Raw genomic sequence first — 23425 nt, 5'->3', positions numbered from 1 at the left:
ATGACATTTCAACTTATTCTAAATTTGCTGATCGGCGTTATTTGGATGTTTTTATCTGAGAGCTACTCTTTCGCAAGTTTTATAGTTGGATTTGTGATTGGGTCAGCACTTCTCTTCTTGCTGAATCGATTCATTCCTGATTCGTACTATTTTAAACATGTGAGAGCGATTCTTTATCTCATTTTTTTGTTCATAAAAGAACTTCTTCTAGCAAATATTGAAGTTTTAAAATGGATTTATAAACCGAAGCTCGATTTTCAACCGGGTATACTCGCACTTCCAATTGATGTTAAGAAGAATTGGGAGATCACCTTACTTGCTAACTTAATCACCTTAACTCCTGGAACTTTGTCTGTGGATGTCTCGAGAGATCAACGATATATCTATATCCATGCGCTCGATCTTCCAGATGTCAATGAAACCATCGTTAGCATTAAGGAATCATTTGAAAAAGCAATAAGGGAGGTAACACGATGACAGATTGGTTCACGGTCGTTGTTCATGTTTGTTTATTCGTAACAACCATCTCGATTCTGCTTCTTCTCTATCGAGCGGTAACGGGTCCTTCAAATCCAGATCGCGTTGTAGCTCTTGATACGATCGGTATTAACTTGATCGCCATCACTGGTATTATGGCAATTATCTTGGATACTGTTCAGCTGAACGATATTATCTTATTGATCGGAATATTGACGTTTATTGCGACTGTCGCTGTTGCAAAATTTCTAGAAAAGGGTGTTATCATTGATCAAGATCGTGATTAGCTTCTTCCTCATCGCTGGCACCTTTATCATCTTTTCAGGAACACTTGGGGTACTCCGTTTTCCTGATGTTTATTCAAGACTTCACGCTGCCAGTAAAGCTTCGACTTTGGGGGTATCTGGAATCCTGATCGGTTCCTTCATCTATGTGTTGTCTGAGATGCATGTGTTTAGCGGTAAATTGATACTTGGTATCCTTTTCGTTCTGATGACTGCTCCAGTAGCAGGGCATATGATTTCAAGAGCAGCATACAGAACAGGAGTACCACTTTCAGATAAAACGGTATTCAATGAATTAGAAAAGAAAGATAGTTCCAACCTTGAATAATATCTACTATTAATCACTTTCTCGTTGTCATATAATGATTAGAATGGGTATATAATTTTAAGCAACGAACAAGGATAAGTTTATTTTTCAAAGGATCATTGTTTATCTCTTTGGAAGATGCGCACTTACTGCGTTTTAGCCGGTTACCCGTTTGAGGAGTGATTGTATGTTCATGCTCGAAAGAGAGCGTATTGATTCAACGTTTAAGAAAGTGAAGGGACAAACCGCTAACTTCTTAACATTGATCAATTTATCACTAGGAACTTTGGCGTTATTAATTATGATCTCAGGAGATTTGAAATTAGGATTCATCTTAATCTTCTTAGCCGGTTTGTTTGATCGTTTTGATGGAATGGTTGCCCGAAAGTTAAATATCGAATCCGAGTTTGGGAAACAATTAGACTCTCTTTGTGACCTTATCTCATTTGGAATTGCGCCTGCATTTTTAATCTATCAGGTCGCCCTTCATCAGTTTGGTGTATCAGGCATGATCTTCACCATTATCTTTATTGTCTGCGGTGCGATACGGTTAGCTCGGTTTAACATCACAGAGTTTACGGGTTCATTTGTGGGTATGCCGATCACTTTAGCTGGTTGTTTGATGGCTGCTGGTTATCTGACGGTTGAACTAGTCCCAGGATTTCTTTATATGTTTCTGACGTTCGGGTTATCTGTACTTATGATTAGTACCATTACGATTGAAAAAAGATGAATAGTCGGTCATTAAGAAAGCTTGGCATGGTGTTGCCAAGCTTTTTATTTTGCGTTCCATTGTCCAAACGAATACCCCGTTAGGTATACACCTTTGTAATCCCAAAACTTTTTAAAATAATTCTAGAAATTTCAGTGTTCATTCAGCGAGTTTCTCCAATAATACGGCGAGATTTGCTCATAAATCGGCAAGTCGACAAAGTTTGATACAAATAATCCATTCAATCCCCCCCTTCCTCCATATGCAACTGTGCATAGGTTTACAATTCATGCTCAATAACAGCCAAAGTTTCCATGTTCTATAAACTCCAAAAAAGCAAAAAATCGGCAATTCCTATTCAAGGAACTGCCGATTCTATTTTATTCTTCTGTTAATGCTAAAAACTCTTCTACATCGGCTGCAGCAAGCTCAATACCTTTTAACCAGAAATCTTGTTTCGTAACATCTATGCCAAGATGTTTTTGTGCGAGCTCTTCCACTTCCATCTTTCCTGTATCTTGTAGGAGTGCAATATATTTTTCTTCGAAAGAAGGGCCTTCTTCTTTCGCTTTTGCATAGATCCCTGCAGAGAACAGATAACCGAATGTATACGGGAAGTTATAGAACGGTACGTCTGTAATATAGAAATGAAGCTTAGACGCCCAGAAGTAAGGATGATACTCATCGAGTGCACCGTTAAATGCTTCTTTTTGAGCCTCTTCCATCAGTTCACATAGACGTTCAACTGATAACTGACCCGCTTTTCTTTCTTCGTACATTCTCGTTTCAAACAGAAAACGAGCATGAATATTCATAAAGAAGGCTACGGAACGTTGAGCTTTATCTTCTAAAAGCGCAATTTTCTCTTCTTTCGATTTTGCGTTTGAAACGGCTGCATCAGCAACGATCATCTCAGCAAAAGTGGAAGCTGTTTCAGCAACGTTCATCGCATAATTTGTTGCATAGTATGGCATCTCTTTTAACACATCCGTATGGAACGCATGACCAAGCTCATGTGCTAACGTAGAAACATTGCTTGGTGTTCCTGAGAACGTCATAAAGATTCTTGTTTCTTTCTTAGTTGGGAACCCGGTACAAAATCCTCCTGGTCTTTTACCAGAACGATCTTCTGCTTCAATCCAGCCGTCTAGGAATGCCTTTTCAGAGAAACTAGCCATCTTAGGTGCGAGCGTACGGAAATGCTCTACGATAAATTGAGCCGCTTCGTCATAACTCATCTTGCTGTTTGCAGAAGATAATGGTGCATCAACATCATACCAGCTTAATTTATCTAGACCTAAAAGTTTAGCTTTTCGATCTAAGTATTTAACGAAGATCTCTTTTTGAGAAGAGATCGCGTTCCACATCGCTGAAAGAGTCTCTTCCTTCATACGATTGATCGCAAGAGGCTCTTTTAATGTTTCTTCCCAGCCTCTGTGCTTATAGATCTCGTTTCTAAATCCTGCGATGTGATTTAGAGAAGCCGCACAAAACTCACCTTCGTGATCCCAAGCTTGAACAAATTTTTCAAACGTATCTTTTCTTACGTTGCGGTCAGGACTTGAAAACTTATTCTCCGCTTGCCCTACAGAGAGTTCTTCTTCCTTTCCATCAATCTCAACTTTGATCGAGATTCTACCCACCACTAGATCGTATAACGTTGACCAAGCATGATAGCCGTCTACAGCTAGATCATTGATCAATGATTCTTCTGAGATACCAAGCTTTTCTTTTGCATTCATTCTTCTCTCGTTCAAAGAGAACGCAATATGTTCGTACTCAGGAAGACTCATCAGATCTTTCCATGCATCTTCAGAGATATCCATTAGCTTTTGATCGATAACTGAACCCACGTTAGAGAATGCTGCGTATACCGATTCTAATCTACCACGAAGAGCCATCGCCTTCTTGTCTTTTACATCTTGAGCGATCAAACAGCCAATGAAAGCTCCAGCAGTTGATAATCTTTCAGAAAAGCTTTGAAGCTCTTTGATCAATGATAAGAAAGTTTCGTTTGAAAACGTGAAGGAATCTGCTTTTTTTGCTAATTCTTTCGCTTCGTTCTCCGTCCAATTTATTTCAGCTAATAATTCTTTCGATTCACTACCACCAGGAAAAACGGAATCAAGTTCCCATGTTTGTCTTAAATCTTGTAATAACATTATTTCTCCCCCATATGTACATATTTCCACTCTTTTCTTATTATAAAAAATATTCAAACAAAAATCGACCATGAAGTTTATTTTTTTGATTTATTTTTTTATGTAAATCTTACGAACATAAAAAATGAAGCTCTCCTTAGCAAGGAGAGCTTCACATTATTCTGCGATTGAAACATAGACAAAATAGGCAAGCATTACTACGAATGATCCATAAAGTACAGCGTCTTGCATAAGAACCCCTCCTGGTTTTTTACCTATTCTATTCCCTATTTTGTATATCTAAACACCAAGTTAACGTACTTGCTTGCCTAAATTCGCTTTTGCCTGCTGAATGAGTTCTTTTACCATTCTCCCGCCAATCTGTCCGCCTACTTTTCCGGCATCTTTTGACGTGATCGTACCGTTATATCCTTTTTGTAAGTTCACACCCATGTCTCTTGCTACTTCATACTTCACATCATCTGGTGACTGATCTGAAACGTTGTAACCTGCTTCTCTCATCACTTTCGCTTTTAACCGATCAAGCCCTTCTCTAGCTTCTGGGACGATAGGCTGTCGTTTTCTTCTTGCCATATATAAAAACTCCTTTTTTTCTTTAGTTTGTCCGATTAAAAAAATAAAAAGACTGTAATTGTTACCAGTCTTCTTAAAGATAAGTATTTATCGTTCTGATTGCTGTCGGCTGCGGTAGAATTCATGAAAAAGCTTCATGAGCGCTCGCTTTTCGATCCTTGAGACATAACTTCTAGAAATCCCTAGCTGTTTTGCGATCTCACGCTGTGTTTTTTCTTTTTGAAGATCGAGTCCAAATCGTCCTACGATCACTTCTTTTTCTCGGTCATCTAATACATGAATGTAGTCGTATATTTTCTTTTTCTGCATCTTTAATTGGATGGCATCAACAACATCTTCAGTTTCCGCTTTTAACACATCAATCAATGTGATCTCATTCACACTAATAGGTTATCAGTTAATTATTTTCAAAATGTTAAATCCCGACTGCGAGAGTTCCTAAGCTTTTTAATATCTTGATAAAGATTGGCGACATTTGAATCAATACATAGACCAAACCTATCTTACCTATCCCTTCCCAAACTTCAGCTTGATCTTTGAAGAACATCATGAATAACTTAAATACAATCATTGCCGAAGCAACCGGAAAGGATATAGCAATCATTAAATCAATAAGTGGATCAAATAGATGTGCAAATGCTGAAATTACATCCCCCATTACTTTATCTGTAACCGCATTTACTGGTACAGCAGCAGGTGCGGTTACAGCTAGCACTTGACCGCATTGATTTGCTGATTCTGCAGCAAATGCTTTTGAAGAAAGGGCCAGTGGAATCATACTCCCAGCTGCAACGGCTTTAAATTTTTTAAAATCCCTCAATTTGGTTTCTTGTATGTTATGCTTACCTTTCATAAAGTCGCTAATTGTTCCAACAGATTCGATCTTCTTATGTCTGAACATGGTGAACACACGCTCCTCATTTAATATCATCAATCATAAATACATTGCATGGTAGCCCGCGACATAGTTCCAGTAACTTTTTTTGTCTAAAATCATTTGTTGTTAACCACAGTAAAGTCGGAAAGTATCCATAGTCTTTATGATTTTGGAACATCTTACTTTCATATAACTTTTTATACTTTTCAATCTTTTTTTTATTTGCGGTCATGGTTGCATTGTTATCAACTTCAAGGAAGTGCCATTTCCCACCCTGTTTAAACGCTGCATCACAGACTATCTGACCACCGATTTTTTGTTCTATCTTCCATTCCTTTGGGCATTGTGCGAAAAGGTAAAACTGATTCCTCATGATAAAGTGATTTATCTGTGGAGTTTTCTTGCAGATCCTCTCGCACCCAACCATTTCACGCCCTTCTTTTGATAGATAGTAAATAGTATCAAAACCTTCTCGAAATGAAGAAATATAAGGTTTCATGCATTTTAAAACTTTGTTTGTATTACCTTTAGATTTTAAGTCGTGCAACTTCATTATCTGATCGCGATTAAGAAAGTGGTGTGTCTTCAAAGAGATTAAAATCATTTCTTGACGTTTGTTCATCTTCAACTACACTCTCCTTTGCGTCAGAATCCGAATTTATTTTAATGATTTGATCTGCTTCGACATCAGATAACCATGGTGTTTGCAAAATAAATTTATCTGCGCCTTTTTTATAAATTGCTCTGCCTGGATTGATTGGTAACTGGTCAGCTCCAGAGCTATCTAATACCACCATCGAAGCGCTAACAGTATCAACTTTGTAACAAACTCTAGCGTCACAGTTTCTTTTCACTTGAATTGGCACAACATCAGCTGTGGGATGTTGAGTCGCAACAATTACCCGTACTCCCATCGCTCGACCAAGACGACAAATATTTGAGAGTAGATACTCACATTCTTCTTTTAACTTTTTGGTTTCTTTGTCTACTTCTTTATGACTAGCTAGCTCGCCAATCTCATCAATTACAATAAAATGCCTACGTTTTAAATTAGCTTCAATTACATTTCTCAATCTCTTCACTTTTAGTAAAGCTAATGTTTGTTTCATCTCACTAACGACATTTTCCAGTGCGTTTTTTGCTTGTGCTACTTCTTCTGCATAGCCTACTACCTGATAACAATCTTTAAATCGGTTAAACTCCACACCGCCTTTTAAATCAATCAACGTTAACCAAACATTTTCAGGCTGGGTTTGTAACAAATGACATATCGCCATAACCAAGAATGCCGATTTCCCACCCCCAACTGCACCTCCTACAAGCATGTTATAGATGCTGTCAAAGTCATGAAATATGGCTTCAGTCCTAGTTACTCCAATAGGAACTTTCCAGTCATCTTTTATTTCAATCTCCTTATAGTTCTTTTTTTCTGGCATAGGTTGATTGTAGATTTTAATCTTCAGCATCCCATCATAAGACATTTCAATTTCCTTTTGTGCAGCCTTCTCTTTTTTCATGATGTTTTTAATATCAAACTTAATAAGCGCTTGGAAATCAAATGTTTTGTTTCTTTTCTTTGTGTTTAGTCCATCTTGAATAGAGTTAATTTTTTTATGATAATCTTCAAAAGAACGACCAAGAGGAATTCTGAAAACAAGTTCCCTTCCCCACTTTCTTTTATTGTTCCTAATCAATTGAGCAGTTAATATTTTTTCACCTTCCTTCACGTTTAGACCCGTGTTAGAAAAAATACGTTGAATCTTTTGGCCATCACTCATTCCGGTTCCTCCTGATTGTTTTGTTTTTGCATAAAGAGCCATTGAACCAAATAGTAGGGAAGATGCAACTTCAAAAAGCATTCTCATCATCAACTCCAATCTCAATCTAATATTGTTAATGAGCACACCACCGTCTTTAAAATTCTTGAGAGAGAATAAGTTAAGCAATCGATAACTTTAATAAGCACAGTGGACAATAGAATATGTCTTGCTGGACAAGTTAACTGATTATAGTTACAGCTGAGTAGCATTTCGGAGTGCTCAATCGGTTAGTTAATTGAGTATACTTAGCGATTACATAAAACTTGCCTGTCCCTTTCAAAAAAAATGTTGAAGGGATTCTACATAAAAAAACGGAATAAATTACTTGGGTGATGAATATGGAGTATGAGTGTAGATTAGAAGAAATAATCAAAGCAGGTGGGTGGAAGAAGGGGTATATTGCTGATAGGGCAGGAATACACCGTTCTACATTGACCTTAATTTTAAAAGGACAAATGCCTTATCTTCATGTTGCGTTAATGATTTCTGATGTTGTTGGAATTCCAGTTCAAGACATTTGGGTAAAAAAAGAACCCCCAACTTAAATGAGTTGGGAGTGGGGTAAGTATCAAAGAAACAAAGATAGTGTGGTGTTTTCACCTACCTTTGTTAATAGTGGTAATCTCATTATACCAAATTAATTTAACTTAATAGGCATATTCAAACAGTATTGATAATCTGGTGCGATCCTCTTCTGTTACGACTTTCAAAATTTTCAACGTCCTTGGCTGCCCGTCTTCCCAATGGATATAACCAGAAGCTTTTAAATTCATTAAATGTCTATGAACAGTGCTCTTTGACTTTAGCCCAGAAATGTCACAGATTTCTTGAACGGACGGAGGATATTTATTTCGCTTAAAGTTTTTAGTGATTGCATCTAAAACGTTTAACTGAGCTCTCGTTAATTTTTTCATGATTATCCCCTTTAGCTTGCAGCTCTTTTATAGTTAATTGAAAGAATGTTTTCAAGCTTAAATACCCTCAGTGTTCTTCTAAGATGGCAGTATCCTTTAATTTTTGTATTTTCAATCTCTCGAATTGTGATGGTTCGTTGACTGATTTTTCCTGAATCAGATATGTACATAATTTCTACTGGCTTCTGGTTAATATGGCATCGAAGTAAAAAATTTTCCATACTGCCATCCTCCTTTTTCCTCATTATACCGAACATATGTTTTTATTTCTAGTATAATTCGAACAAATATTCGTATATAATTACCAAAGAGGAGTGATAACTATATGAGATACGGTATTATGTTCGCAGTAAAAAGTCCCACACTTGGTCGGAAAGTGACAGTTATGGATTTTAAGAAGGCTAGAACAATTACCTTTACGGTAAATGAAATTAATGAAAATGAGATGGAAGAAGATTTGAAGGAGTTTATGAAAGAGAACATTGAGAAGTTGAACAATGGTTATTGGGATTACTCTGGAAAACATACTAAAGGGCATAAATCCTTAAATGAGTAACAAAAAGCCCCTCCATTTAGGAAGGGCTTCATAAGTTTTATTTATTCGGTCTATATAATCCTCTTTGAATAAGAACTTGTTTTTGCTTCTTCCCTCTTGGTGTTAAATAGTTGTTCTTATGTCCCACGTATGCAGAACAAATTAAGAAGACACCATCTGCAATAATTGGTGCCCAGAAGTCGGAAGATATTAAACTTTTTCCATAATGAGCTAAGATCATGTTTACAGCAGCTATCAACCATATGACTACTCGTAAAATTGAAGGTTTATCCATTGTTAAATTCATTATTAATCCTCCTTCACGAAAGGCTTATAACCCTTCGCCTCTAATTCTTTTACTAAACGATCAGCATTTGTTTTTTCTGCGAATGCTCCAACTTGAACTCGAAACAATTTCTTTTTGGTCGTATCCTTCACAACAGGCTTTTGAGCTGCGATAGGTTGATACTTAACTCCCTCTTCACGACAGACAGCTCGAACAACACACTCATACATGCCTTCGCGGTACTTCTTATCCTTAATCTTTTCAGATTGTGGACCATCAACAAAATCATATTCGATGATGTTGGTTTCAACAGCTCCAGTTGATCTGTGCATGTAGTAATAATCTTTTCCTTTTGAACCCTTTCTCGAAAAAGTAGCACGCGGACGCACAGGATAACCTGCTTTCTTAAATTCATCAGCAATCAATTTCGCTAATGCCCCGTTGGAAAAAATACTGTGAATTACCTCCACACCTGAACCACCACCTGCATTGAAATGGTGGGAAAGACATTTCTTAGCTCCTGATCTCTTTACAGCTGCCACTCGTGAACCCTCATCCAAATTAACATCAGAAGACCTGGTCATATTGCTTGAAATACCATGATCGGCTAGTCGTTTATCTACATACAAACCGGCTTCCAATGTATATACTTTTTCAATGTTTCCATGTGATACAGCTCCCGGATCGTCACCACCATGACCTGGATCTTGAATGTATTCATCAGACACATGAATCCCTCCTTAGTTTTTCGCAAAATAAAACAACAATCCAATGGCTCCTAGAAAAACTCCACCAATAATTGTTGTTCCTGCCCAAAATATGATTTTATCGATTTTCTTCAATTGTGAGTCATATCCATCAATACGCTCGATTCTTAATTCGTCAATCTTGTCTAACCGGTGATGAGCACTTTTGGCACTTTGAAGGGCTTCTGCAGATACCTCTTTCACATTTCCCAGATTGTCCATCTTTGTTTCCAATCTCGCTAAACTCATCAGGATCTCTTTTTCTGTATTCACTTGAGTTGCCTCCATTTCTTGACCCTCCTTTACCCCATTGACTATTTTCTGATTTCAGCTGCTGCTTGCCCGATTTCTTGTTTTACTTTATCAATAAAAGTCGGTCTTGATACTCCGAACGTTGCTTCTAATTGAAATCCAGATACCTCGTATATCTCTTTAATCTCGGTGATACGTGAGTTTTGTGTGATATTCCAATCCTTATTTTGAATGGTCACTATATCCCCTAAATCGTAATCAATTTCATATTTAAAAGGTGAACTTGTTAATATCTGACCTTCTAAATATACCTCTTGTTCATACTCAGTTAACTTCTGTTGACCTCTAATAGTCAGGTCACTCTCAATATCTTGTACAGGTCTAGGTTGTGGACTATCGGAAACAACAAGTGATAACATTTGCATTTCCATAACAGTACACCATAGCGAATTTTTGGAAGAAGTCACATACAATCTATAATATCGGAATGGTGTTGTATTATCTAAGGCATACTCTTTCCAACCGTCAGAATCCCAACCTTGACCTGTTTGAGTATCTAACGTTGTCCAACTCGCGTTATCATTACTCCCTTGAAATTCCCATATACTTGGTGAATAATCGTAAGAGTCCCACCCAGATACCCCATACTCGTAATATATACGGTATTTAGCAATTGTCTTACCAGTACCGAAATCATATTGTAACCACGATGGCATTGAGCTTGTGTTGCCCCATGTGGTTCCTAAATTACCATCAAAGGCGCTACTAGGTGGGTAACCAGAAGTATAAGCATTGGCACTCGCTGTACCTGCTCCTATCTCGTTCGTGTATGTGGGTTCATCACCTTCAGTTTCTTCTGGTACATCACGAGCATCAACAAAGATTTCATGCCGGTTCAAACCTGAGTTAGTGTCGTTTAACTCAATAACCCTTCTCTGAATCCCCTCGCCCTGTCCTGCTACGTATGCGGTATTTTTATAATTTAATTCACTCTCGGTGTAGTGTAATGATTTTAATGAGTCAAACTGAGGACTAAATATAACAGGTGGTAAAATGGATTGATTGACAGTTAAATCTCGCCCTTCGTGACAATCGAATACCCACTTCTTTAATGAGTAATCTAAATTAATTCCCCATCCTAAACCACTCACTAAAGATATACTTGTCATTTCCTCGGCTAGATTCTTAAAACGTGATTGCCAGCTAACCGTTGAACCCCTATTTTGATTGGTTGCTATGATTAGTTGAGATATATCCCTTGTCGGGTCTAAGGCATTAACTGCGTTACCATCTACATAATGCTTCATCACCGTTTCAGCATTACCCTGTTTGTTGTCGTAAGCTGTTGTCAAAGGCGGTACCGTGATACGCTGCCCTAAAATAGATTTAAGTGAAAATCCTCTGATTAACCAATTCTCTGTTATCTTCCCATCTTGATCTAGTTCGATTTCACGATGTTTGATGATATAAGCTTTATTTAATGACGAACCTACGATAAAGAGGTTACCTTTTACCAGTAGGTTCGTGTGTTTCTTATACCGATTGATTCTAACTTCAATTTCCCCTATACCATGAAATCTGCGGATTAGATACATTGATTCATAATTATCTATTTCCGCTAATAAATCCACGTTAGGAGAAAGTATTCTAATTGGTTTCATGTTTTTACTCCTTTCAGAGTATAAAAAAGAACACCCCTTTATGTGAGGTGTTCACTGCAAGAGCGACATTATTCCGTTACGATCGGGTCTCCATTTCCATCTAATCCGAGCACATTTAAGTCAGTTAGAACAGGTTCCTTAAACTGCGTTGGTACCTGGTCAATCGTTCTTCTTTTGTTTAAGATCAAAGCAACGTATAAATCTACCATAATAGTAATCCCTCCGAATATTAGTTTAAATAACAGCTTCAGCATCAAGTTTAGCCTGCACTTCTGCACGATACTTTTCTGGTACTTCTTCGATTGTTCTTTTGTCTTCTTTTACAAGGCGATAATATAAATCAACCATTTATGGTGTACCTCCTAATTGAGCTTTGAGGTTTAGGACTTCTTCAAAGGTAACGGCAAGAGCATCCATCAGAATGAGGTTATCTTGTTGTAACTGTTCAATTTTTTCTTCCAAAGGAGTTGGTTCTTTTATTGGATTTTCAGAGAACGCTAAAAAATTACCCTCAGTTATGTTAGAGATTTGTATCAAAATTAATCCTTCAGCATTTTTTTCACTAATGATTTTCTGTTTTTCTTCTTCAGAATTATAAATAAAAATCTGCATTTCTCATCACCCCAATTAATTTATATTTAAGTCGCAGTAACTAACGTTTCGATTTTCAACTTGATAAATCCAATTTCACGAGTACCAACCGAGCCATTTGTTTTTGACCAGAATTCAATGTTATCTCCTACATCAAAAAACAGGTCTTCATTATAAGTCATGTTAGCTGCTGTGCCATCTGGATTGGTGAGCGACCTTTCAATTCCATAGGGGACACCATTCTTATATATTCGCCCCCATATTGTTTGCGAAGGACTAAACCCAGCCAAATTAAGTCTAAACTCCACTCTGTAAGTCCCTGCCTTTTTTACATTTAAAGTCCGTTTTTTCATGTAGGTAGTGTTTGTGTTATTGTAACTATTTGTCTCACTATGAATAACAAATTCCCCAACGTCAAAGTTGGTTTTTGCGTTACCTACCATACCAAACATATTTACACCTTGTTTGATATTTGAAGCAAGAAAATCAAGTTCATCCTCATATACAGCAGTCGAACCATCATAATAGCCCGCTGGAGGTGTGAAATATAATCTATTTGGGATGGTTGATAAGACACTCGTTGTCTTCTGTGATGTCCCTGATCTATTTGTCATTGTTCCTGTTATTTCCCCTGCGTCTGTAGTCGCTGTTTTACCAGAGAGAAGGTCAGACGCTACAGCATTACCACTGCCACCTTCACCCTGTAAGATAAAAGACGTTCCATCATAACGGAAGGTGTATATGCCATTCGCTTTTAAATTAGTCACATCAGTTCCGTTTGACTTCTTAACCCCTTTTGCGCCTAATCCATTTACATTTAGTGTAGATGCAGCAGAAGCGTTTACGTTTATTTTTACAGACACCGCCATACCTTCCACATAAGCAGTAGGTGCAGAGGATAAAGTAACGGCATATGTGTTAGATGTGCCTGTTGTAACTCCATAGGGCACATGTGACGCTAAATCGGCCTCATGCGCAGCGAAATCACTTGCAGATGCAAAACCCTCAGACTGTATATCTGCCATAAAAGCATCCCATTCAGCTTGAAATTGGCTTGTCGGAATGCTAATCAGCGAATACACCAATCCACATAAATTTTCATCTAATCTTTCGTCAATAAGATCAGACGGGACCAAAGTAGATGTGTTAGCCCTCACTCTAATTTGAGCTAATGACAACTCAAAAATGAATTCGTCCCGTTGTAACGTTGGAGCAACTGGTGCAGCTGCAGCTGTCCCCTGTAAAACAAAAAGCTTGATAAAACGCGATTGGTTACGTTTATCAAGCCTTAATATGATTCTGTCTATACGATCTAACGTTGCTTCTGGAAGTGCGTGTTGCAGGTACAAATCGGTTGTGTTTTCATATGCATAACCTTGAATGATTGCTTTTCCGGTTTCCACATAAGTTCTCAGGTCAGTTCCATCACACTGAACTTGTAGTGCTGGCAAACTATCAGTATGAAGTAAACCAGAACTCAGAACATCTCCAAAGTAATCCGCAAAATCGCTTGCTTGATAGGTCCTTAGATCGCCTGGTGCTGAATTAAAAAAGATACTTTTCTCCATTTTCTCACCCTTTCTATATGCCTATATAAAGTTTGTTATAACTAATGTTGACGATGGCCCCTTGGATATCACTATCAGCTGAGTATTCTATCTCATTCTCGCCGATCGAAAGCTGAAAAAAAGTGCTACCAAGGTCAATCCAATTAAACACGTTTTTAACTGTCCCATCTGGTGCCACGAATTCTACACTTTTATTACCTGGAGTTGTATCAACTCTCATAAACTCATCTTCAGCTAAAGTTTTATTGACTTTAATGTATTCACCAGTCGTGTTATTTGTAATAATCGGACTGACAGCAGGTCCATAAAATTCAATCAGGACGGGTGCCGGCGCATCCCCATCGTTTATAATGATTCGCTTATCACGCTGCATTCCCATTTCAAAGGTTCCCTCGAATGGAAACTGGAATAATGGCTCAAATGTAGGCTCTTCAGTAATATTAAGCGACTTCCAGTAAGGATTTGGACACTTCCAAGTGATCATGAAATTTTGATAGTGATTTTCCCCTCGTTCCGGAAAAAACACACCACCATCTAAAGTCCCGTTAATTTCTTTGACTTCCCCATCCATTTCAAATGTTATTTTACCTAATCCTAATTTTGGATTGCATATTCTTGTCAGCTCGCGTCTTCGGTCCTTATTTTCAGAGACACTTGATTCAAGTATTTCTCCTTCAAGATTAATAAACCTAGGTTGTAAAAGAGTATCAATGTAAGTGTCGCCATCTTGAAATGGTGACTTTTGACTTTGTAAGTCCGTAGTCACTTCACCTATCCCTGTTAATGAGTTTATAAAAAAAGGCGATAGATAAAATTCGATACTATCTCCCCTGCTATTCTCAAAGGTTAATCGTCTCAATATCTATCACCTCCACTCTAAGGCTAATTGTTGTTGAGCTTGTTTGAATTTCCTTGCATTTTCACTTGGCGAAGTTGGGTCAGGGCTTGTAATAGATATGTGCTGTGTAATTCCTGATTTTAAATCCATAGTTGAAGCTATTCCTCTACCTATTGCCCCGAGTGTTTCTTCATTCAGAGGTAATGCAGCCTCTGGTCCCGCATCTCCAGCACCTTGTAATCTTCCATTCATCATTCCGAATATGGTTGGTTGGGTGAATATAGCCCCTTTAGCCCGCCAATCCACATCAAAGCCAGTTGGATAAGTGATATCTTTACCCATAAAGCTTTTAGTTTCATAGTCTAAGCTAAAGTGAGGCATTTCTGGAAGTTCGAATTTTGGCAACTTAAACTCAATACCATCAATAAAACTTAAAATATCATCAATAACGCCTGTGATGGTATCGTATATATTGCCCCAAATTTCTTTTGTATCACCCCATAAACCTTCCCAAAATCCAATCATTTGACCGGTTGCCCAATCAATTTCACCAACATGTTCTTTCGCCTGGGCTTTCGCTTCTTTTACAACATCGCGATGCATAATTTCAGCTTCAGCAACTGATTTATCCTTTTGCTCTCTTGCTGATCTAATTAAAGCTTCAGCCTGTTCGGCGGTAATACTTTTAGTCTCGTCTCTTTGACGGATTATTTCTTGTACTGTTTTATCATATTGATCTTCAGCAGCTTTTACAGACTCATTTTTTTGCTTCAAACTGTTTTTCACAACATCAGCTGCCTGTTGTGCTGTAATTTTGCTAGCTTCAGCTTTCAATCGTTCTAATATAGATTTTTGCTCCGCCTCACTCGCAGTCATCATATCTATAGCCTGTGTTTGCATTCTTGCTTGGATAGCATTAATTTCTGTTGCTTCAGCATCTGTAATAGAACGTTTCTCTTCTTTGGCTGTGTTCAATATTTCAACGATTCGATTTTGACCGTCTGTAACTACTTGTGTACGAGTTTCATAGTTAGAATTCAACTTTGCTAATGCGTTTGCTTCTTCTTCAGCTGTTAATGCACTTGAGGTTGCAAAAAAAGTCTGCATGTTAGTTAAGGTTTCTCCTTGTCGTGCTGCTATGGCATCACGAACTTGTGTAGCCATGGTTTCGAAGGTCTGTGTAACTTCAGATGCAGTTTCTTGCGAAAGAGGAACAACACTTGATTTAAGCAATGCGATCTGAGTAGTGGCATTATCGTTTAATTCGAGAAATGCTCCTACCGCTTTCTTTGTACCAGCTGAAATATTCTCCCCAAACAGATTAAAAGTTTCAGCTATCTCAGGTTCTTTTTCTTCCATAACATATAAGAAATAAGCAACCTTGCTTGCAATTTCCTCAAACGAAGCAATTATTTCTCTATTTTTTTCTTTCACTTTTGCTGCAGTTGTGTCTGAAAGTGCATCTCCAGCTTTCTTTGTAGCTCCTTCAAATTCCCCAAGTTTATCAACACTTGTATCTATGGCACCTACAACTTCTGCCTCAAGGTCTTCCCATTGAGTTCCGAATACACCAACTGCTAATTGATTAGCTTTAACCTTATCATCCATGTTGGAGAGTTCTCTAACGATTGCATTAAAAACTACTTCACCGGTAACTTTCCCTTCGTTAAATTGCTTCCACAAGTTTTGTGTTTCTTTGCTCATACCGGCAAAGGATTCCGAAGTTGCTTTAGATCCATCTTTAACACGAATATTGAATTCTTTTACAATATCTCCGAGTTTATCAAGGTTAAATGCTCCGTTTTCTGCCCCCTGCTTAAATAGAGTAAACATATCCGTTGCATCCATACCCAAAGATTTGAATTGTGGGGAATATTCGTTAATGCTATCAAGGAATTCTCCAGAAAAGTCTAAGCCCTCTTGAAAACCTTTTGTAATGAAGTCAAAAGATTGTTCAGCGGTCATGCCAAAAGTGGCCATTAACTGTTTTACTGTTCTGGTGGAATCAGCAACGTCTACTTCAAATGTGTCTGCTAAGATTTGAGCATATTCCGCTGCCTTTTGAATTTCTTCTTTAGGAAGATCCCTTAGATTTCTGTTAACAGCAATAACAGACCTTGCCACATCATCAATTGATTCTCCCCAGCCGTTTTTCCATACTTCTTCTGTAACTTCTCCCAGTTCTTTAGCTCTTTCTTTTGTAACACCTAGTGAAGCTTGGATTTTCGCATCAGCATTTTCAAAATCTATCGCAGCTGTAACTGCAGCCGCACCAACAGCTGCTACTCCTGCCGCGACTGCCGCCCAAGGTGCAGAGGCTAAACTGCCAATAAATTCACCCGCTGGTCCAGTGGCACCCGCGATTGCTCCACCAACTTCAGAGAACTTATCACCCATTCCACCAACTGATCGTTCTGTCTTTTCGCCGCTGTCTTCAAGTTTATCTAATGACTTTTTAAAATCTAATACCGATGATTTAGTATCGTTTATTCGTTTTTCCAACTGCAATACTTCTACAGAGTTTTCACCGTAAACTTTTTTAGTCGATTCTAATTGTTTTTCTAAGTTGTTAACGGTCTTAACTGACAATTCCATTTGTGTCCTAAATTGTTTTTGAGAAAGTTCTAATCGTTCGGATTCGCTTGCGTTCTCTCCAAGCTCTGCATTTTGCAACTTAAAAGCACTGGTTAAACTTTTCTGTTCAGCCTCAAGTAATTGACTTTCACTTTTCAACTTATCCAGGCTATTTTGAGCATCTCTTGCTTCTGTAGCTTGATCAGATAAACCTTTACTTACCTTCTCCATGGATTGTTGCAACTTAATCTCAGCACTTTCTGCATCAAGTAACTTTCCATACATTTTAGTGAGTTGATCAGTTGTCGTACTAGTATCCTTAGACATTGCCTCATATTCGTCTCGCAACATCTTCGTTCTTTTCTGGGCACCATCCATTTGTATTTCAAGCTTCTTTTTCTCGGCTCTTAATTTATCTGTTGCAGAAGCATCCTGACCCATTGCCGCAATATGGTTTTTGTATTCTTTGGCCGCTGTGTTCATTACAGCATTTATTTGCTTTAATGTTTGAGCGTATTGCACCTGACCATCCATTTTAAAATTAAGTACAACATTTTTAGCTTTGTCCGCCATGATCTCACCTCACTTTATAAAAACGGAGTCTGATCCAAAGTAAAAATTTGCTTTGGTTCAATTTCATGCAAAGCCTTTGGATTGTTATATTTCAACCACATAATGAATTGTTTTAACAAATGGTTAGGTGTGCTTTCTAAGAATTCTTCCCTGCTCCAATTAAGCAGCGTTTCAGCTACAAAAAAATAAAAATCCCAATCAAGTTCTTTAGACTGGGATTCTACATTATTTTTTGTAAGTATATTTAAGATTTTTTTTTTGTGTTTTTAATCTTAGCCATATCAGAACGTTGGAAGTTTTGATTATTAAAAATTCCTATTACCACTTTAAAAACCTGAGGTAAATCACTAGGCGGAATCGCTGTTTCAATCTCTTCAAAAGTCGCCTCAGTACCTCCGCTTCTAATCATGGCATAAACCAAAGTGTTTATCGCCCTAATTTCTTCAACACCAAGCTTAACTTTGCCTTTTTCTAACATTGCATATAAATCTTTCTCGAAAACATGATACGGTTCGCCATACGCTTCCTCAACATAAGCGAAAGACTTAATAGTAAATATAACAGGGATTTCAACACCTTGTACTTTAATGGTATCCCTGTTTATATTAACGTTTACTAGATCACTAAATCTTGCCATTAGTTCAGCTCCATTTCTTTATTAAGGAGTAGTTGGGAATAAAGTTGCAAGTTGCGATTCATCACAAACAACTTGTTCCATAAATAGTTCTGCAGTAACTCCTGTTGCCGAATCACGAGCAGAGTTAAAATCAGACTTTGTGACATTATTGAATAACAACGGAGAAGCAGTCATTACTAATTGTTGAGTAGGGATTGTCGTTTCTTCAGTACCGGTTGCATATGACTCTTGTGGAGGTGTGATTTGTACTCGAGGATACCAGCGAGCAATTTTAGATCCATCATTCAATGGAGCGATAAAACCAATTGCGAAAAACGGGAATTCTTTTACATCCGATGTATCAAATACAATCCCTTTTTCGGCAACATAGGAATTCATCTTATCCATAACTTCAACTGGCAATGCCGTGTGATCGAGAGTTAAAGTGAATGTCCCGTTTTTTGTAGCATTTACAAACATTTTATTTGAAGCCCATTTAACAGCAGTGGTAGGGTTACCAGCTATCCCAATTGTTTCGATGGTAGGCAGTTCATAGATTTCTGTTTCATATGTTGGAATCGCATTAATAGTATCTTTTCCGCCTGTCATAAAAGCGATAAACAGGTTTTCAACACCAACCGGATAAAGCATTTCTTGTGCTTTCGTCATTTCATAATCATCCTTCCATTTTATCGATTATTTTATTGGCCATCATTTCTGCAATTTTTTCACTTTCAGCATCAAATGTATTACGCACAAAATGTTGCCCTTTTACTTTCCCTTTTCCATTTGCCTTCTTATGCCCGTGTTCTACCATGTACCAATAAAAAGCTTTATCCTCAAATTCAACTGAAACAAGATCATCCTTTAAAACGACTTTTAAACTATCCCTAAGATGATTCTGTTTGTTCTTTTCAGACCTTTTTATTCTTGGTTTAAGTTTGCTTACAAAATACTTTGCTGCATCCTCCAGAACATCCTTTTCCACATTCTTGTCCACATTCAGAAGAGTATTAATCTCATTTAATGCATCCGCAAAACCATTGTTATTGGCCATTAATTCACACACCTAACATACGTGATGAATTGCGTTATGGTGGCATCGTTCTCGTCATAAGGAATACCATCGAATTGGTTATATTCCACTCCATGAACATTGAACACATCCTTTAATGGTTCATAATCTGCTTCAGTACCATTTGTAACAACTGCTATCTGATAAAGTGGCATTGATTTAAACAGTTTAGAAGATGATCGTTTATGAGTTTCATTCACAAATTCATAAATGATATATGGATATGCAGCATTGGTTGTTGCTTCATCACGGTAAACAGACATTCCAGAAGACTTTAAGATAGTCCGTAACTTTTGAAAGTTAATCTGCATAGGCTAAGCTCAACTCCATTACGCGATCATTTTCGCGCACGTAGATTCGTTCGATATTGTAAATTACTGCATTTATTTTTACACGGTAATCTTTCTGGTTACTTTCGATACTACGATCAAGACGAATCTCAATTTTTTTCATTACTTCATTAGTATCTTTTGTTGTAAATTTATCCGATGCAGTAACTCCACTATTGTTGTATTTTAATTTACGTTCGAATGGATAACCCATGACTACTCTGTCCGTTGCTGGATCAACACTTTCGCCAAGCTTCAATAAATCGGCTGTCCATTTTAATCTATTCGGTTGGCGTTTCGACATCACTGTACACCTCCTGAACAAAGAAAGGTGTTAATGCATCAAGTGCTTGCCCCAACTCTTTTTCAGAAACTCTATAGTCATACATGATTCCGGCAACCATCAGCACAAGATATTCAACTTCTTTACCAGTTGCAGTTTGAACGTATTTTTTTGCATTAACAATATAAAAAGGGAGCATGGTTTCATCCATGCCCTCTTCCCAGTGAATATGGCTTTTTAGTTTAGCAACATATTCCGTATCAGTCATAAGCTATTAGCCTCCTACAGGTGCAGTAGCTCCTACTTCGTAACGGTAAACAGCTGGTTCAAATGGAGAGTAAACCAATTGACCATCAAGCAAGTTGTAAATTTTAAAACCTACTCGGTTAGTACTAGCGTAAGTTTCAAGAAGTTTTTGCAACTGCATTCCGCCAATAACATCTTGAATGTGGAAGGCTTTAAAATCTCCAAAATAGAACACTGGATCAGTCGGGTCAGTACCATCAGCAGCGTCTGTAAAGTCTAATTTATGGCCAAGTAATTTGTATCCTACACCATCGGTTGCATCTTGATGTAATAATGGACGACCAGTTGTATCTGTCATATCTTCTAGGACAGTTAAAGCAGCACGGTTTACAATCCACATAGATTTCTTAAGGACTTCTGTAACCGGTTGACCTTTAACTTTAACTAATTGAGAGTAAAGCTTTTGAGAATAACCAGCTGCGGTAATATCAACTGGAGCAGTTTCGTAGAATGCCACTGCTTTCTTTGCAAGTGCACCTGGGTTTTCGTTTCCTACATCATCACCGTTAAACATGTAGTTAGTTTCTTTACGAACATAAGCTTTCTTCAGTTCGTCGATTACGATCGTTTCAACCGGAGCACCAGACATGTTTAGTAGCTTTTGGGTAACAGTTGCAAGAGCATCAAACTCTGCTGGGCTCAATAAAATTTCATCAAACTCAATTGTAGTTACAGGGATAGGACTTCCAACAGCGCGTTCGTTCTTGTTAACATTTGCATCTGCTTTCTTAACAAGTACCGGATATTTAACGTTTCCTTTTGTTTTATGAACAGATCCGTATTTACGAAGTAAGTTTTCTTCTTGTGCATAAGAAATAACTTCAGATGCCACAACCTCTGGAACTGTGACTGAACCGTTTCCAGTTTCAATTCCTAGAGATCGAGCTTCGGCTTCTGTAATTTTACCTGCTACAAAATTCGCAAAAGCTGAACGGATTTCTTTTTCTTTCTTCGCTGAGGATTTATGTCCACGAGTGGAAAGGCCTTTACCGATTTGTTGCATAATGCCACTGCGTTGTTCCGAAGAGATACCATTTTGTCTTTCTTCCTCTTCATCATCTTCATTAGAACGTTCTTCCTCGTCTGAATCATCTGAGCGATCTTCCTCTTCATTAGCTGGAGGAGTTTCTTCTTCATCTCCACCATCTTCAAGGTTCGCTAAAGCATCAGCAATTGCTTGTGCTTCATCAGCAAGGTCTTGTACTTCTTGCTGCACTCCTTCTAAGTCTTCAGCGCGCACTTCATTCTTTTCTAATCTCGAACGTAACTCAGTAAGACGTGCCTTGTTACGTTTTTGCATAGCTAACAATTGTTTTTTATTCATTTCCCAAAACCCCTTTAATTTGATTTATTAGTTTCATTCGTTGTTCTACTGATTTATCAATCTCTTTACTTCTTAAAGACACTTCTGTGTCTTCATATGCGGGTATTGACACCACCGAAATTTCATAAAGCTCAACCTCGTTTATGGTCCTTACTGCAGGTTCCACTGAGTAATCCCATGTCTCACCGGTTGCCCAAAAACCAAAAGAACATTGGTTAATGTCACCGCGTCTCATGGATTCCGTCAAGTCTCGTGCGACTGAAGTGTTAGGTAGTTCAACCTCAAATTTCAATCCACGTGTATCCTCTTCTAAACGTAATGTTCCGTTTTTAGTACGGCCAAGAACGTTATCCCAGTTATGATTAAATAATGCTCTAACATCTCCGTTTTCAGAAATAGATCTTGAGAATGCACCAGGTAAAATAATTTCTTCAAACCAATCACCTATCGTTGTCTTCGAATTAAAGACAGCAGCATAACCACTGATTACTGAAGGAGTTGAATCGGTTCCATCACGAGTCTGTAAATTAGTGATGTCAATTCTCCGCATTTCCTTTTTCTTCACTTTCCTCACCTCCCTTCAGTGAATCGTCAGTAGCTTTCTTTTCTCCGATTTTTGATAAATCATTAGAAATATAGATTGCTTGTGTTTCTGGTGTATTCTGTTCAGGGAATCCAAGCATTTTAGCCACGTTGTCTGGGCTTGTAATACCAGTACGAACAATGTTGTAACCAATGTTTGTTTTGGTTGAGTAAGGCACAAAATCAAGAATGTTAATCTTGAACTTGATACGCTTGTCTGAATTTCGACCAAAAAAAAGAAGACTCAAATGGTCCTCAAAATTCCTCATTATTGGTTTAACGGCTTTGTTGTGTAAGTACATCATTGCTTTCTCGAGATCAGACTTAGTAAGGGCTGTATAAGTGTCCACATTTATTCCTAAGAATTTGCCCAGGTCCTTCTTATAAACATTCAAATAAGCTAAAATCTTCTCGTCTTCAATCGGACTTTTCATGCTATCGATTGAGTATCCCTTTCCAAGTGGAATCATTTTTACTGACCTGGATTCATCAATCGCTTCCAGCTGATCTAAGATAGCTTTAATTAATTTCGACTGTGCCGCGTTTTGTGGGTTTATATGAGCGTCTAGCTTGAGCAGATAAGCCAATAACCCTCCTTTAGAGTATTTGTCTGTCAGAACCTTTTCAGCGCTCATAACGCCTTCTAGGGTGTTCTTACCGAGCTCTAAAATTCCCACACCTTTTAAATGGTTTGTTCCCACATTTTTTACGTGACGAATCATAAAAGAAGGGATAGACTCTCCGCCAACTTTAAATTGCTCTATTAACCTTTCATCCAACTCACAATAAACATTTGTGGCCAAATGAAGTTGGTCCATATCCAATACTGGAAACACTTCACCGTGAAGCAGATAAGTATTTGTCATGAGCTTAATAAATTCAGAACCGGTTAAATAATTATTAGGATTCCTTAATACCTTTAATGCTGATTGATTCTTAACTTCATTTCCTTCATTGTCCTCAATGATAATGTTAGCTAACATCAACTGATTGCTGATGTCTTGAAGTAATTCATATACATCGCTGGACTCTAGAATGTTTTCATCATTCACATACCTGCCGCCATAACGGATGGTATTGTTAAAAATATCTTCAAACCAGCCGCGCTTTTCCACTTGTTTCAAAAGAAAATTTGAAATCCTATCTCTTAATCCCAATAT

General features: G+C 37.8%; 32 protein-coding genes and 1 pseudogene. 6 read left to right on the top strand and 27 right to left on the bottom strand.

Annotated features, from left to right (window positions below):
* From IHV12_RS15375 to pssA, 4 genes are all read left to right on the top strand, one after another.
* The gene (locus tag IHV12_RS15375) at window positions 1-477 is read left to right on the top strand and encodes a Na+/H+ antiporter subunit E (protein ID WP_197133345.1); all 477 of its coding nucleotides are present in this window, start codon (window positions 1-3) and stop codon (window positions 475-477) included.
* Window positions 474-764: a Na(+)/H(+) antiporter subunit F1 gene (locus IHV12_RS15370; RefSeq protein WP_197191429.1), complete on the top strand. Its 291-nt coding sequence runs from the start codon at window positions 474-476 to the stop codon at window positions 762-764. Before IHV12_RS15375 ends, IHV12_RS15370 begins: the two co-directional genes overlap by 4 nt.
* Window positions 736-1089: a monovalent cation/H(+) antiporter subunit G gene (mnhG, locus tag IHV12_RS15365; protein WP_312035221.1), complete on the top strand. Its 354-nt coding sequence runs from the start codon at window positions 736-738 to the stop codon at window positions 1087-1089. The genes IHV12_RS15370 and mnhG overlap by 29 nt, the downstream gene beginning before the upstream one ends.
* 166 nt (window positions 1090-1255) lie before the next feature.
* Window positions 1256-1801, top strand: a complete 546-nt coding sequence (gene pssA / locus IHV12_RS15360) for a CDP-diacylglycerol--serine O-phosphatidyltransferase (protein WP_197191428.1) — start codon at window positions 1256-1258, stop codon at window positions 1799-1801.
* Window positions 1802-2160: 359 nt separating this feature from the next.
* Here pssA and IHV12_RS15355 read toward each other — a convergent pair whose 3' ends face one another.
* From IHV12_RS15355 to IHV12_RS15330, 6 genes and pseudogenes are all read right to left on the bottom strand, one after another.
* Window positions 2161-3942, bottom strand: coding sequence for a M3 family oligoendopeptidase (locus IHV12_RS15355; protein WP_197191427.1), 1782 nt, complete (start codon window positions 3940-3942; stop codon window positions 2161-2163).
* A 291-nt stretch (window positions 3943-4233) separates the two neighbouring features.
* Window positions 4234-4515 (bottom strand): alpha/beta-type small acid-soluble spore protein, encoded by a 282-nt coding sequence (locus tag IHV12_RS15350; RefSeq protein WP_197191426.1) that lies wholly within the window; start codon window positions 4513-4515, stop codon window positions 4234-4236.
* 87 nt (window positions 4516-4602) lie between these two features.
* Window positions 4603-4893, bottom strand: a pseudogene (locus IHV12_RS15345) (sigma-70 family RNA polymerase sigma factor); the annotation flags it as partial.
* 37 nt (window positions 4894-4930) lie between these two features.
* Complete coding sequence (locus IHV12_RS15340) at window positions 4931-5416, bottom strand: hypothetical protein (protein WP_197191425.1); 486 nt, start codon at window positions 5414-5416, stop codon at window positions 4931-4933.
* A 16-nt stretch (window positions 5417-5432) separates the two neighbouring features.
* Window positions 5433-6014, bottom strand: coding sequence for a replication-relaxation family protein (locus IHV12_RS15335; protein ID WP_197191424.1), 582 nt, complete (start codon window positions 6012-6014; stop codon window positions 5433-5435).
* Window positions 5959-7251: an FtsK/SpoIIIE domain-containing protein gene (locus IHV12_RS15330; RefSeq protein ID WP_197191423.1), complete on the bottom strand. Its 1293-nt coding sequence runs from the start codon at window positions 7249-7251 to the stop codon at window positions 5959-5961. The genes IHV12_RS15335 and IHV12_RS15330 overlap by 56 nt, the downstream gene beginning before the upstream one ends.
* Window positions 7252-7544: 293 nt before the next feature.
* Between IHV12_RS15330 and IHV12_RS15325 the strand changes: the two genes are divergently transcribed.
* A complete protein-coding gene (locus tag IHV12_RS15325; protein ID WP_197191422.1) occupies window positions 7545-7757 on the top strand; it encodes a helix-turn-helix transcriptional regulator in 213 nt (70 codons plus the stop codon).
* Window positions 7758-7859: 102 nt separating this feature from the next.
* On the opposite strand, the gene IHV12_RS15320 is transcribed toward IHV12_RS15325, so the two are convergent.
* A complete protein-coding gene (locus IHV12_RS15320; protein ID WP_197191421.1) occupies window positions 7860-8126 on the bottom strand; it encodes a MarR family transcriptional regulator in 267 nt (88 codons plus the stop codon).
* A gap of 11 nt (window positions 8127-8137) precedes the next feature.
* Window positions 8138-8347, bottom strand: a complete 210-nt coding sequence (locus IHV12_RS15315) for a hypothetical protein (RefSeq protein ID WP_197191420.1) — start codon at window positions 8345-8347, stop codon at window positions 8138-8140.
* Window positions 8348-8451: 104 nt separating this feature from the next.
* Here IHV12_RS15315 and IHV12_RS15310 point away from each other — a divergent pair, with 104 nt between their 5' ends.
* On the top strand, window positions 8452-8682 hold the full coding sequence (locus IHV12_RS15310; protein ID WP_197191419.1) for a hypothetical protein: 231 nt from the start codon (window positions 8452-8454) through the stop codon (window positions 8680-8682).
* Window positions 8683-8719: 37 nt separating this feature from the next.
* On the opposite strand, the gene IHV12_RS15305 is transcribed toward IHV12_RS15310, so the two are convergent.
* The 19 genes from IHV12_RS15305 to IHV12_RS15215 form a co-directional block, all read right to left on the bottom strand.
* Entirely contained in the window at window positions 8720-8968 is a 249-nt protein-coding gene (locus IHV12_RS15305; RefSeq protein ID WP_197191418.1) for a phage holin, read from the bottom strand.
* A gap of 2 nt (window positions 8969-8970) precedes the next feature.
* Window positions 8971-9675: an N-acetylmuramoyl-L-alanine amidase gene (locus IHV12_RS22715; RefSeq protein ID WP_197191417.1), complete on the bottom strand. Its 705-nt coding sequence runs from the start codon at window positions 9673-9675 to the stop codon at window positions 8971-8973.
* Window positions 9676-9687: 12 nt separating this feature from the next.
* Window positions 9688-9981 carry a hemolysin XhlA family protein gene (locus tag IHV12_RS15295; protein ID WP_197191416.1) on the bottom strand — a complete coding sequence of 98 codons (294 nt, stop codon included), beginning with the start codon at window positions 9979-9981 and terminating at the stop codon, window positions 9688-9690.
* Between the two features lie 26 nt (window positions 9982-10007).
* On the bottom strand, window positions 10008-11606 hold the full coding sequence (locus IHV12_RS15290) for a Gp37-like protein (RefSeq protein ID WP_197191415.1): 1599 nt from the start codon (window positions 11604-11606) through the stop codon (window positions 10008-10010).
* A 68-nt stretch (window positions 11607-11674) separates the two neighbouring features.
* Window positions 11675-11815, bottom strand: coding sequence for a CD1375 family protein (locus IHV12_RS15285; protein ID WP_197191414.1), 141 nt, complete (start codon window positions 11813-11815; stop codon window positions 11675-11677).
* Between the two features lie 25 nt (window positions 11816-11840).
* Complete coding sequence (locus tag IHV12_RS15280) at window positions 11841-11954, bottom strand: CD1375 family protein (RefSeq protein WP_197191413.1); 114 nt, start codon at window positions 11952-11954, stop codon at window positions 11841-11843.
* The gene (locus tag IHV12_RS15275) at window positions 11955-12218 is read right to left on the bottom strand and encodes a hypothetical protein (protein WP_197191412.1); all 264 of its coding nucleotides are present in this window, start codon (window positions 12216-12218) and stop codon (window positions 11955-11957) included.
* 26 nt (window positions 12219-12244) lie between these two features.
* Window positions 12245-13765 carry a hypothetical protein gene (locus tag IHV12_RS15270; RefSeq protein WP_197191411.1) on the bottom strand — a complete coding sequence of 507 codons (1521 nt, stop codon included), beginning with the start codon at window positions 13763-13765 and terminating at the stop codon, window positions 12245-12247.
* A gap of 13 nt (window positions 13766-13778) precedes the next feature.
* Window positions 13779-14624 carry a phage tail family protein gene (locus IHV12_RS15265; protein WP_197191410.1) on the bottom strand — a complete coding sequence of 282 codons (846 nt, stop codon included), beginning with the start codon at window positions 14622-14624 and terminating at the stop codon, window positions 13779-13781.
* A gap of 6 nt (window positions 14625-14630) precedes the next feature.
* A complete protein-coding gene (locus tag IHV12_RS15260) occupies window positions 14631-17750 on the bottom strand; it encodes a phage tail tape measure protein (protein WP_197191409.1) in 3120 nt (1039 codons plus the stop codon).
* Window positions 17751-17994: 244 nt separating this feature from the next.
* The gene (locus IHV12_RS15255) at window positions 17995-18387 is read right to left on the bottom strand and encodes a hypothetical protein (protein ID WP_197191408.1); all 393 of its coding nucleotides are present in this window, start codon (window positions 18385-18387) and stop codon (window positions 17995-17997) included.
* Window positions 18388-18408: 21 nt separating this feature from the next.
* Window positions 18409-19035 carry a major tail protein gene (locus IHV12_RS15250; protein WP_197191407.1) on the bottom strand — a complete coding sequence of 209 codons (627 nt, stop codon included), beginning with the start codon at window positions 19033-19035 and terminating at the stop codon, window positions 18409-18411.
* A gap of 7 nt (window positions 19036-19042) precedes the next feature.
* A complete protein-coding gene (locus tag IHV12_RS15245; protein ID WP_197191406.1) occupies window positions 19043-19423 on the bottom strand; it encodes an HK97-gp10 family putative phage morphogenesis protein in 381 nt (126 codons plus the stop codon).
* Window positions 19423-19752, bottom strand: coding sequence for a hypothetical protein (locus IHV12_RS15240; protein WP_197191405.1), 330 nt, complete (start codon window positions 19750-19752; stop codon window positions 19423-19425). Before IHV12_RS15240 ends, IHV12_RS15245 begins: the two co-directional genes overlap by 1 nt.
* Complete coding sequence (locus tag IHV12_RS15235) at window positions 19742-20074, bottom strand: hypothetical protein (protein WP_197191404.1); 333 nt, start codon at window positions 20072-20074, stop codon at window positions 19742-19744. The genes IHV12_RS15240 and IHV12_RS15235 overlap by 11 nt, the downstream gene beginning before the upstream one ends.
* Window positions 20052-20321 carry a head-tail connector protein gene (locus tag IHV12_RS15230; RefSeq protein ID WP_197191403.1) on the bottom strand — a complete coding sequence of 90 codons (270 nt, stop codon included), beginning with the start codon at window positions 20319-20321 and terminating at the stop codon, window positions 20052-20054. The genes IHV12_RS15235 and IHV12_RS15230 overlap by 23 nt, the downstream gene beginning before the upstream one ends.
* A 6-nt stretch (window positions 20322-20327) precedes the next feature.
* Window positions 20328-21683, bottom strand: a complete 1356-nt coding sequence (locus tag IHV12_RS15225; RefSeq protein ID WP_197191402.1) for a phage major capsid protein — start codon at window positions 21681-21683, stop codon at window positions 20328-20330.
* A complete protein-coding gene (locus IHV12_RS15220; RefSeq protein ID WP_197191401.1) occupies window positions 21676-22233 on the bottom strand; it encodes an HK97 family phage prohead protease in 558 nt (185 codons plus the stop codon). Before IHV12_RS15220 ends, IHV12_RS15225 begins: the two co-directional genes overlap by 8 nt.
* Complete coding sequence (locus tag IHV12_RS15215; protein ID WP_197191400.1) at window positions 22220-23422, bottom strand: phage portal protein; 1203 nt, start codon at window positions 23420-23422, stop codon at window positions 22220-22222. Before IHV12_RS15215 ends, IHV12_RS15220 begins: the two co-directional genes overlap by 14 nt.
* Window positions 23423-23425: the final 3 nt, after the last annotated feature.

Source organism: Fictibacillus sp. 7GRE50, assembly GCF_015903875.1.
Taxonomy (GTDB): domain Bacteria; phylum Bacillota; class Bacilli; order Bacillales; family Fictibacillaceae; genus Fictibacillus; species Fictibacillus phosphorivorans.
The sequence above is the reverse complement of the archived record's forward strand: the minus strand, read 5'-3'. Positions and strand labels throughout refer to the sequence as shown.

Bases quoted from the DNA above. Each gene is read 5' to 3' on its own strand.
- IHV12_RS15295 (WP_197191416.1), bottom strand. From the start codon at position 9,981: ATGGAGGCAACTCAAGTGAATACAGAAAAAGAGATCCTGATGAGTTTA.
- IHV12_RS15305 (WP_197191418.1), bottom strand. From the start codon at position 8,968: ATGAATTTAACAATGGATAAACCTTCAATTTTACGAGTAGTCATATGG.
- IHV12_RS15245 (WP_197191406.1), bottom strand. From the start codon at position 19,423: ATGGCCAATAACAATGGTTTTGCGGATGCATTAAATGAGATTAATACT.
- IHV12_RS15310 (WP_197191419.1), top strand. From the start codon at position 8,452: ATGAGATACGGTATTATGTTCGCAGTAAAAAGTCCCACACTTGGTCGG.
- pssA (WP_197191428.1), top strand. From the start codon at position 1,256: ATGTTCATGCTCGAAAGAGAGCGTATTGATTCAACGTTTAAGAAAGTG.
- IHV12_RS15220 (WP_197191401.1), bottom strand. From the start codon at position 22,233: ATGCGGAGAATTGACATCACTAATTTACAGACTCGTGATGGAACCGAT.
- IHV12_RS15315 (WP_197191420.1), bottom strand. From the start codon at position 8,347: ATGGAAAATTTTTTACTTCGATGCCATATTAACCAGAAGCCAGTAGAA.
- IHV12_RS15335 (WP_197191424.1), bottom strand. From the start codon at position 6,014: ATGAACAAACGTCAAGAAATGATTTTAATCTCTTTGAAGACACACCAC.
- IHV12_RS15340 (WP_197191425.1), bottom strand. From the start codon at position 5,416: ATGTTCAGACATAAGAAGATCGAATCTGTTGGAACAATTAGCGACTTT.
- IHV12_RS15230 (WP_197191403.1), bottom strand. From the start codon at position 20,321: ATGACTGATACGGAATATGTTGCTAAACTAAAAAGCCATATTCACTGG.
- IHV12_RS15280 (WP_197191413.1), bottom strand. From the start codon at position 11,954: ATGGTTGATTTATATTATCGCCTTGTAAAAGAAGACAAAAGAACAATC.
- IHV12_RS15225 (WP_197191402.1), bottom strand. From the start codon at position 21,683: ATGAATAAAAAACAATTGTTAGCTATGCAAAAACGTAACAAGGCACGT.
- IHV12_RS15260 (WP_197191409.1), bottom strand. From the start codon at position 17,750: ATGGCGGACAAAGCTAAAAATGTTGTACTTAATTTTAAAATGGATGGT.
- IHV12_RS15235 (WP_197191404.1), bottom strand. From the start codon at position 20,074: ATGTCGAAACGCCAACCGAATAGATTAAAATGGACAGCCGATTTATTG.
- IHV12_RS15325 (WP_197191422.1), top strand. From the start codon at position 7,545: ATGAATATGGAGTATGAGTGTAGATTAGAAGAAATAATCAAAGCAGGT.
- IHV12_RS15350 (WP_197191426.1), bottom strand. From the start codon at position 4,515: ATGGCAAGAAGAAAACGACAGCCTATCGTCCCAGAAGCTAGAGAAGGG.
- IHV12_RS15240 (WP_197191405.1), bottom strand. From the start codon at position 19,752: ATGCAGATTAACTTTCAAAAGTTACGGACTATCTTAAAGTCTTCTGGA.
- IHV12_RS15285 (WP_197191414.1), bottom strand. From the start codon at position 11,815: ATGGTAGATTTATACGTTGCTTTGATCTTAAACAAAAGAAGAACGATT.
- IHV12_RS15320 (WP_197191421.1), bottom strand. From the start codon at position 8,126: ATGAAAAAATTAACGAGAGCTCAGTTAAACGTTTTAGATGCAATCACT.
- IHV12_RS15290 (WP_197191415.1), bottom strand. From the start codon at position 11,606: ATGAAACCAATTAGAATACTTTCTCCTAACGTGGATTTATTAGCGGAA.
- IHV12_RS15250 (WP_197191407.1), bottom strand. From the start codon at position 19,035: ATGACGAAAGCACAAGAAATGCTTTATCCGGTTGGTGTTGAAAACCTG.
- IHV12_RS15330 (WP_197191423.1), bottom strand. From the start codon at position 7,251: ATGCTTTTTGAAGTTGCATCTTCCCTACTATTTGGTTCAATGGCTCTT.
- IHV12_RS15375 (WP_197133345.1), top strand. From the start codon at position 1: ATGACATTTCAACTTATTCTAAATTTGCTGATCGGCGTTATTTGGATG.
- IHV12_RS15275 (WP_197191412.1), bottom strand. From the start codon at position 12,218: ATGCAGATTTTTATTTATAATTCTGAAGAAGAAAAACAGAAAATCATT.
- IHV12_RS15270 (WP_197191411.1), bottom strand. From the start codon at position 13,765: ATGGAGAAAAGTATCTTTTTTAATTCAGCACCAGGCGATCTAAGGACC.
- IHV12_RS15255 (WP_197191408.1), bottom strand. From the start codon at position 18,387: ATGGCAAGATTTAGTGATCTAGTAAACGTTAATATAAACAGGGATACC.
- IHV12_RS15370 (WP_197191429.1), top strand. From the start codon at position 474: ATGACAGATTGGTTCACGGTCGTTGTTCATGTTTGTTTATTCGTAACA.
- IHV12_RS15355 (WP_197191427.1), bottom strand. From the start codon at position 3,942: ATGTTATTACAAGATTTAAGACAAACATGGGAACTTGATTCCGTTTTT.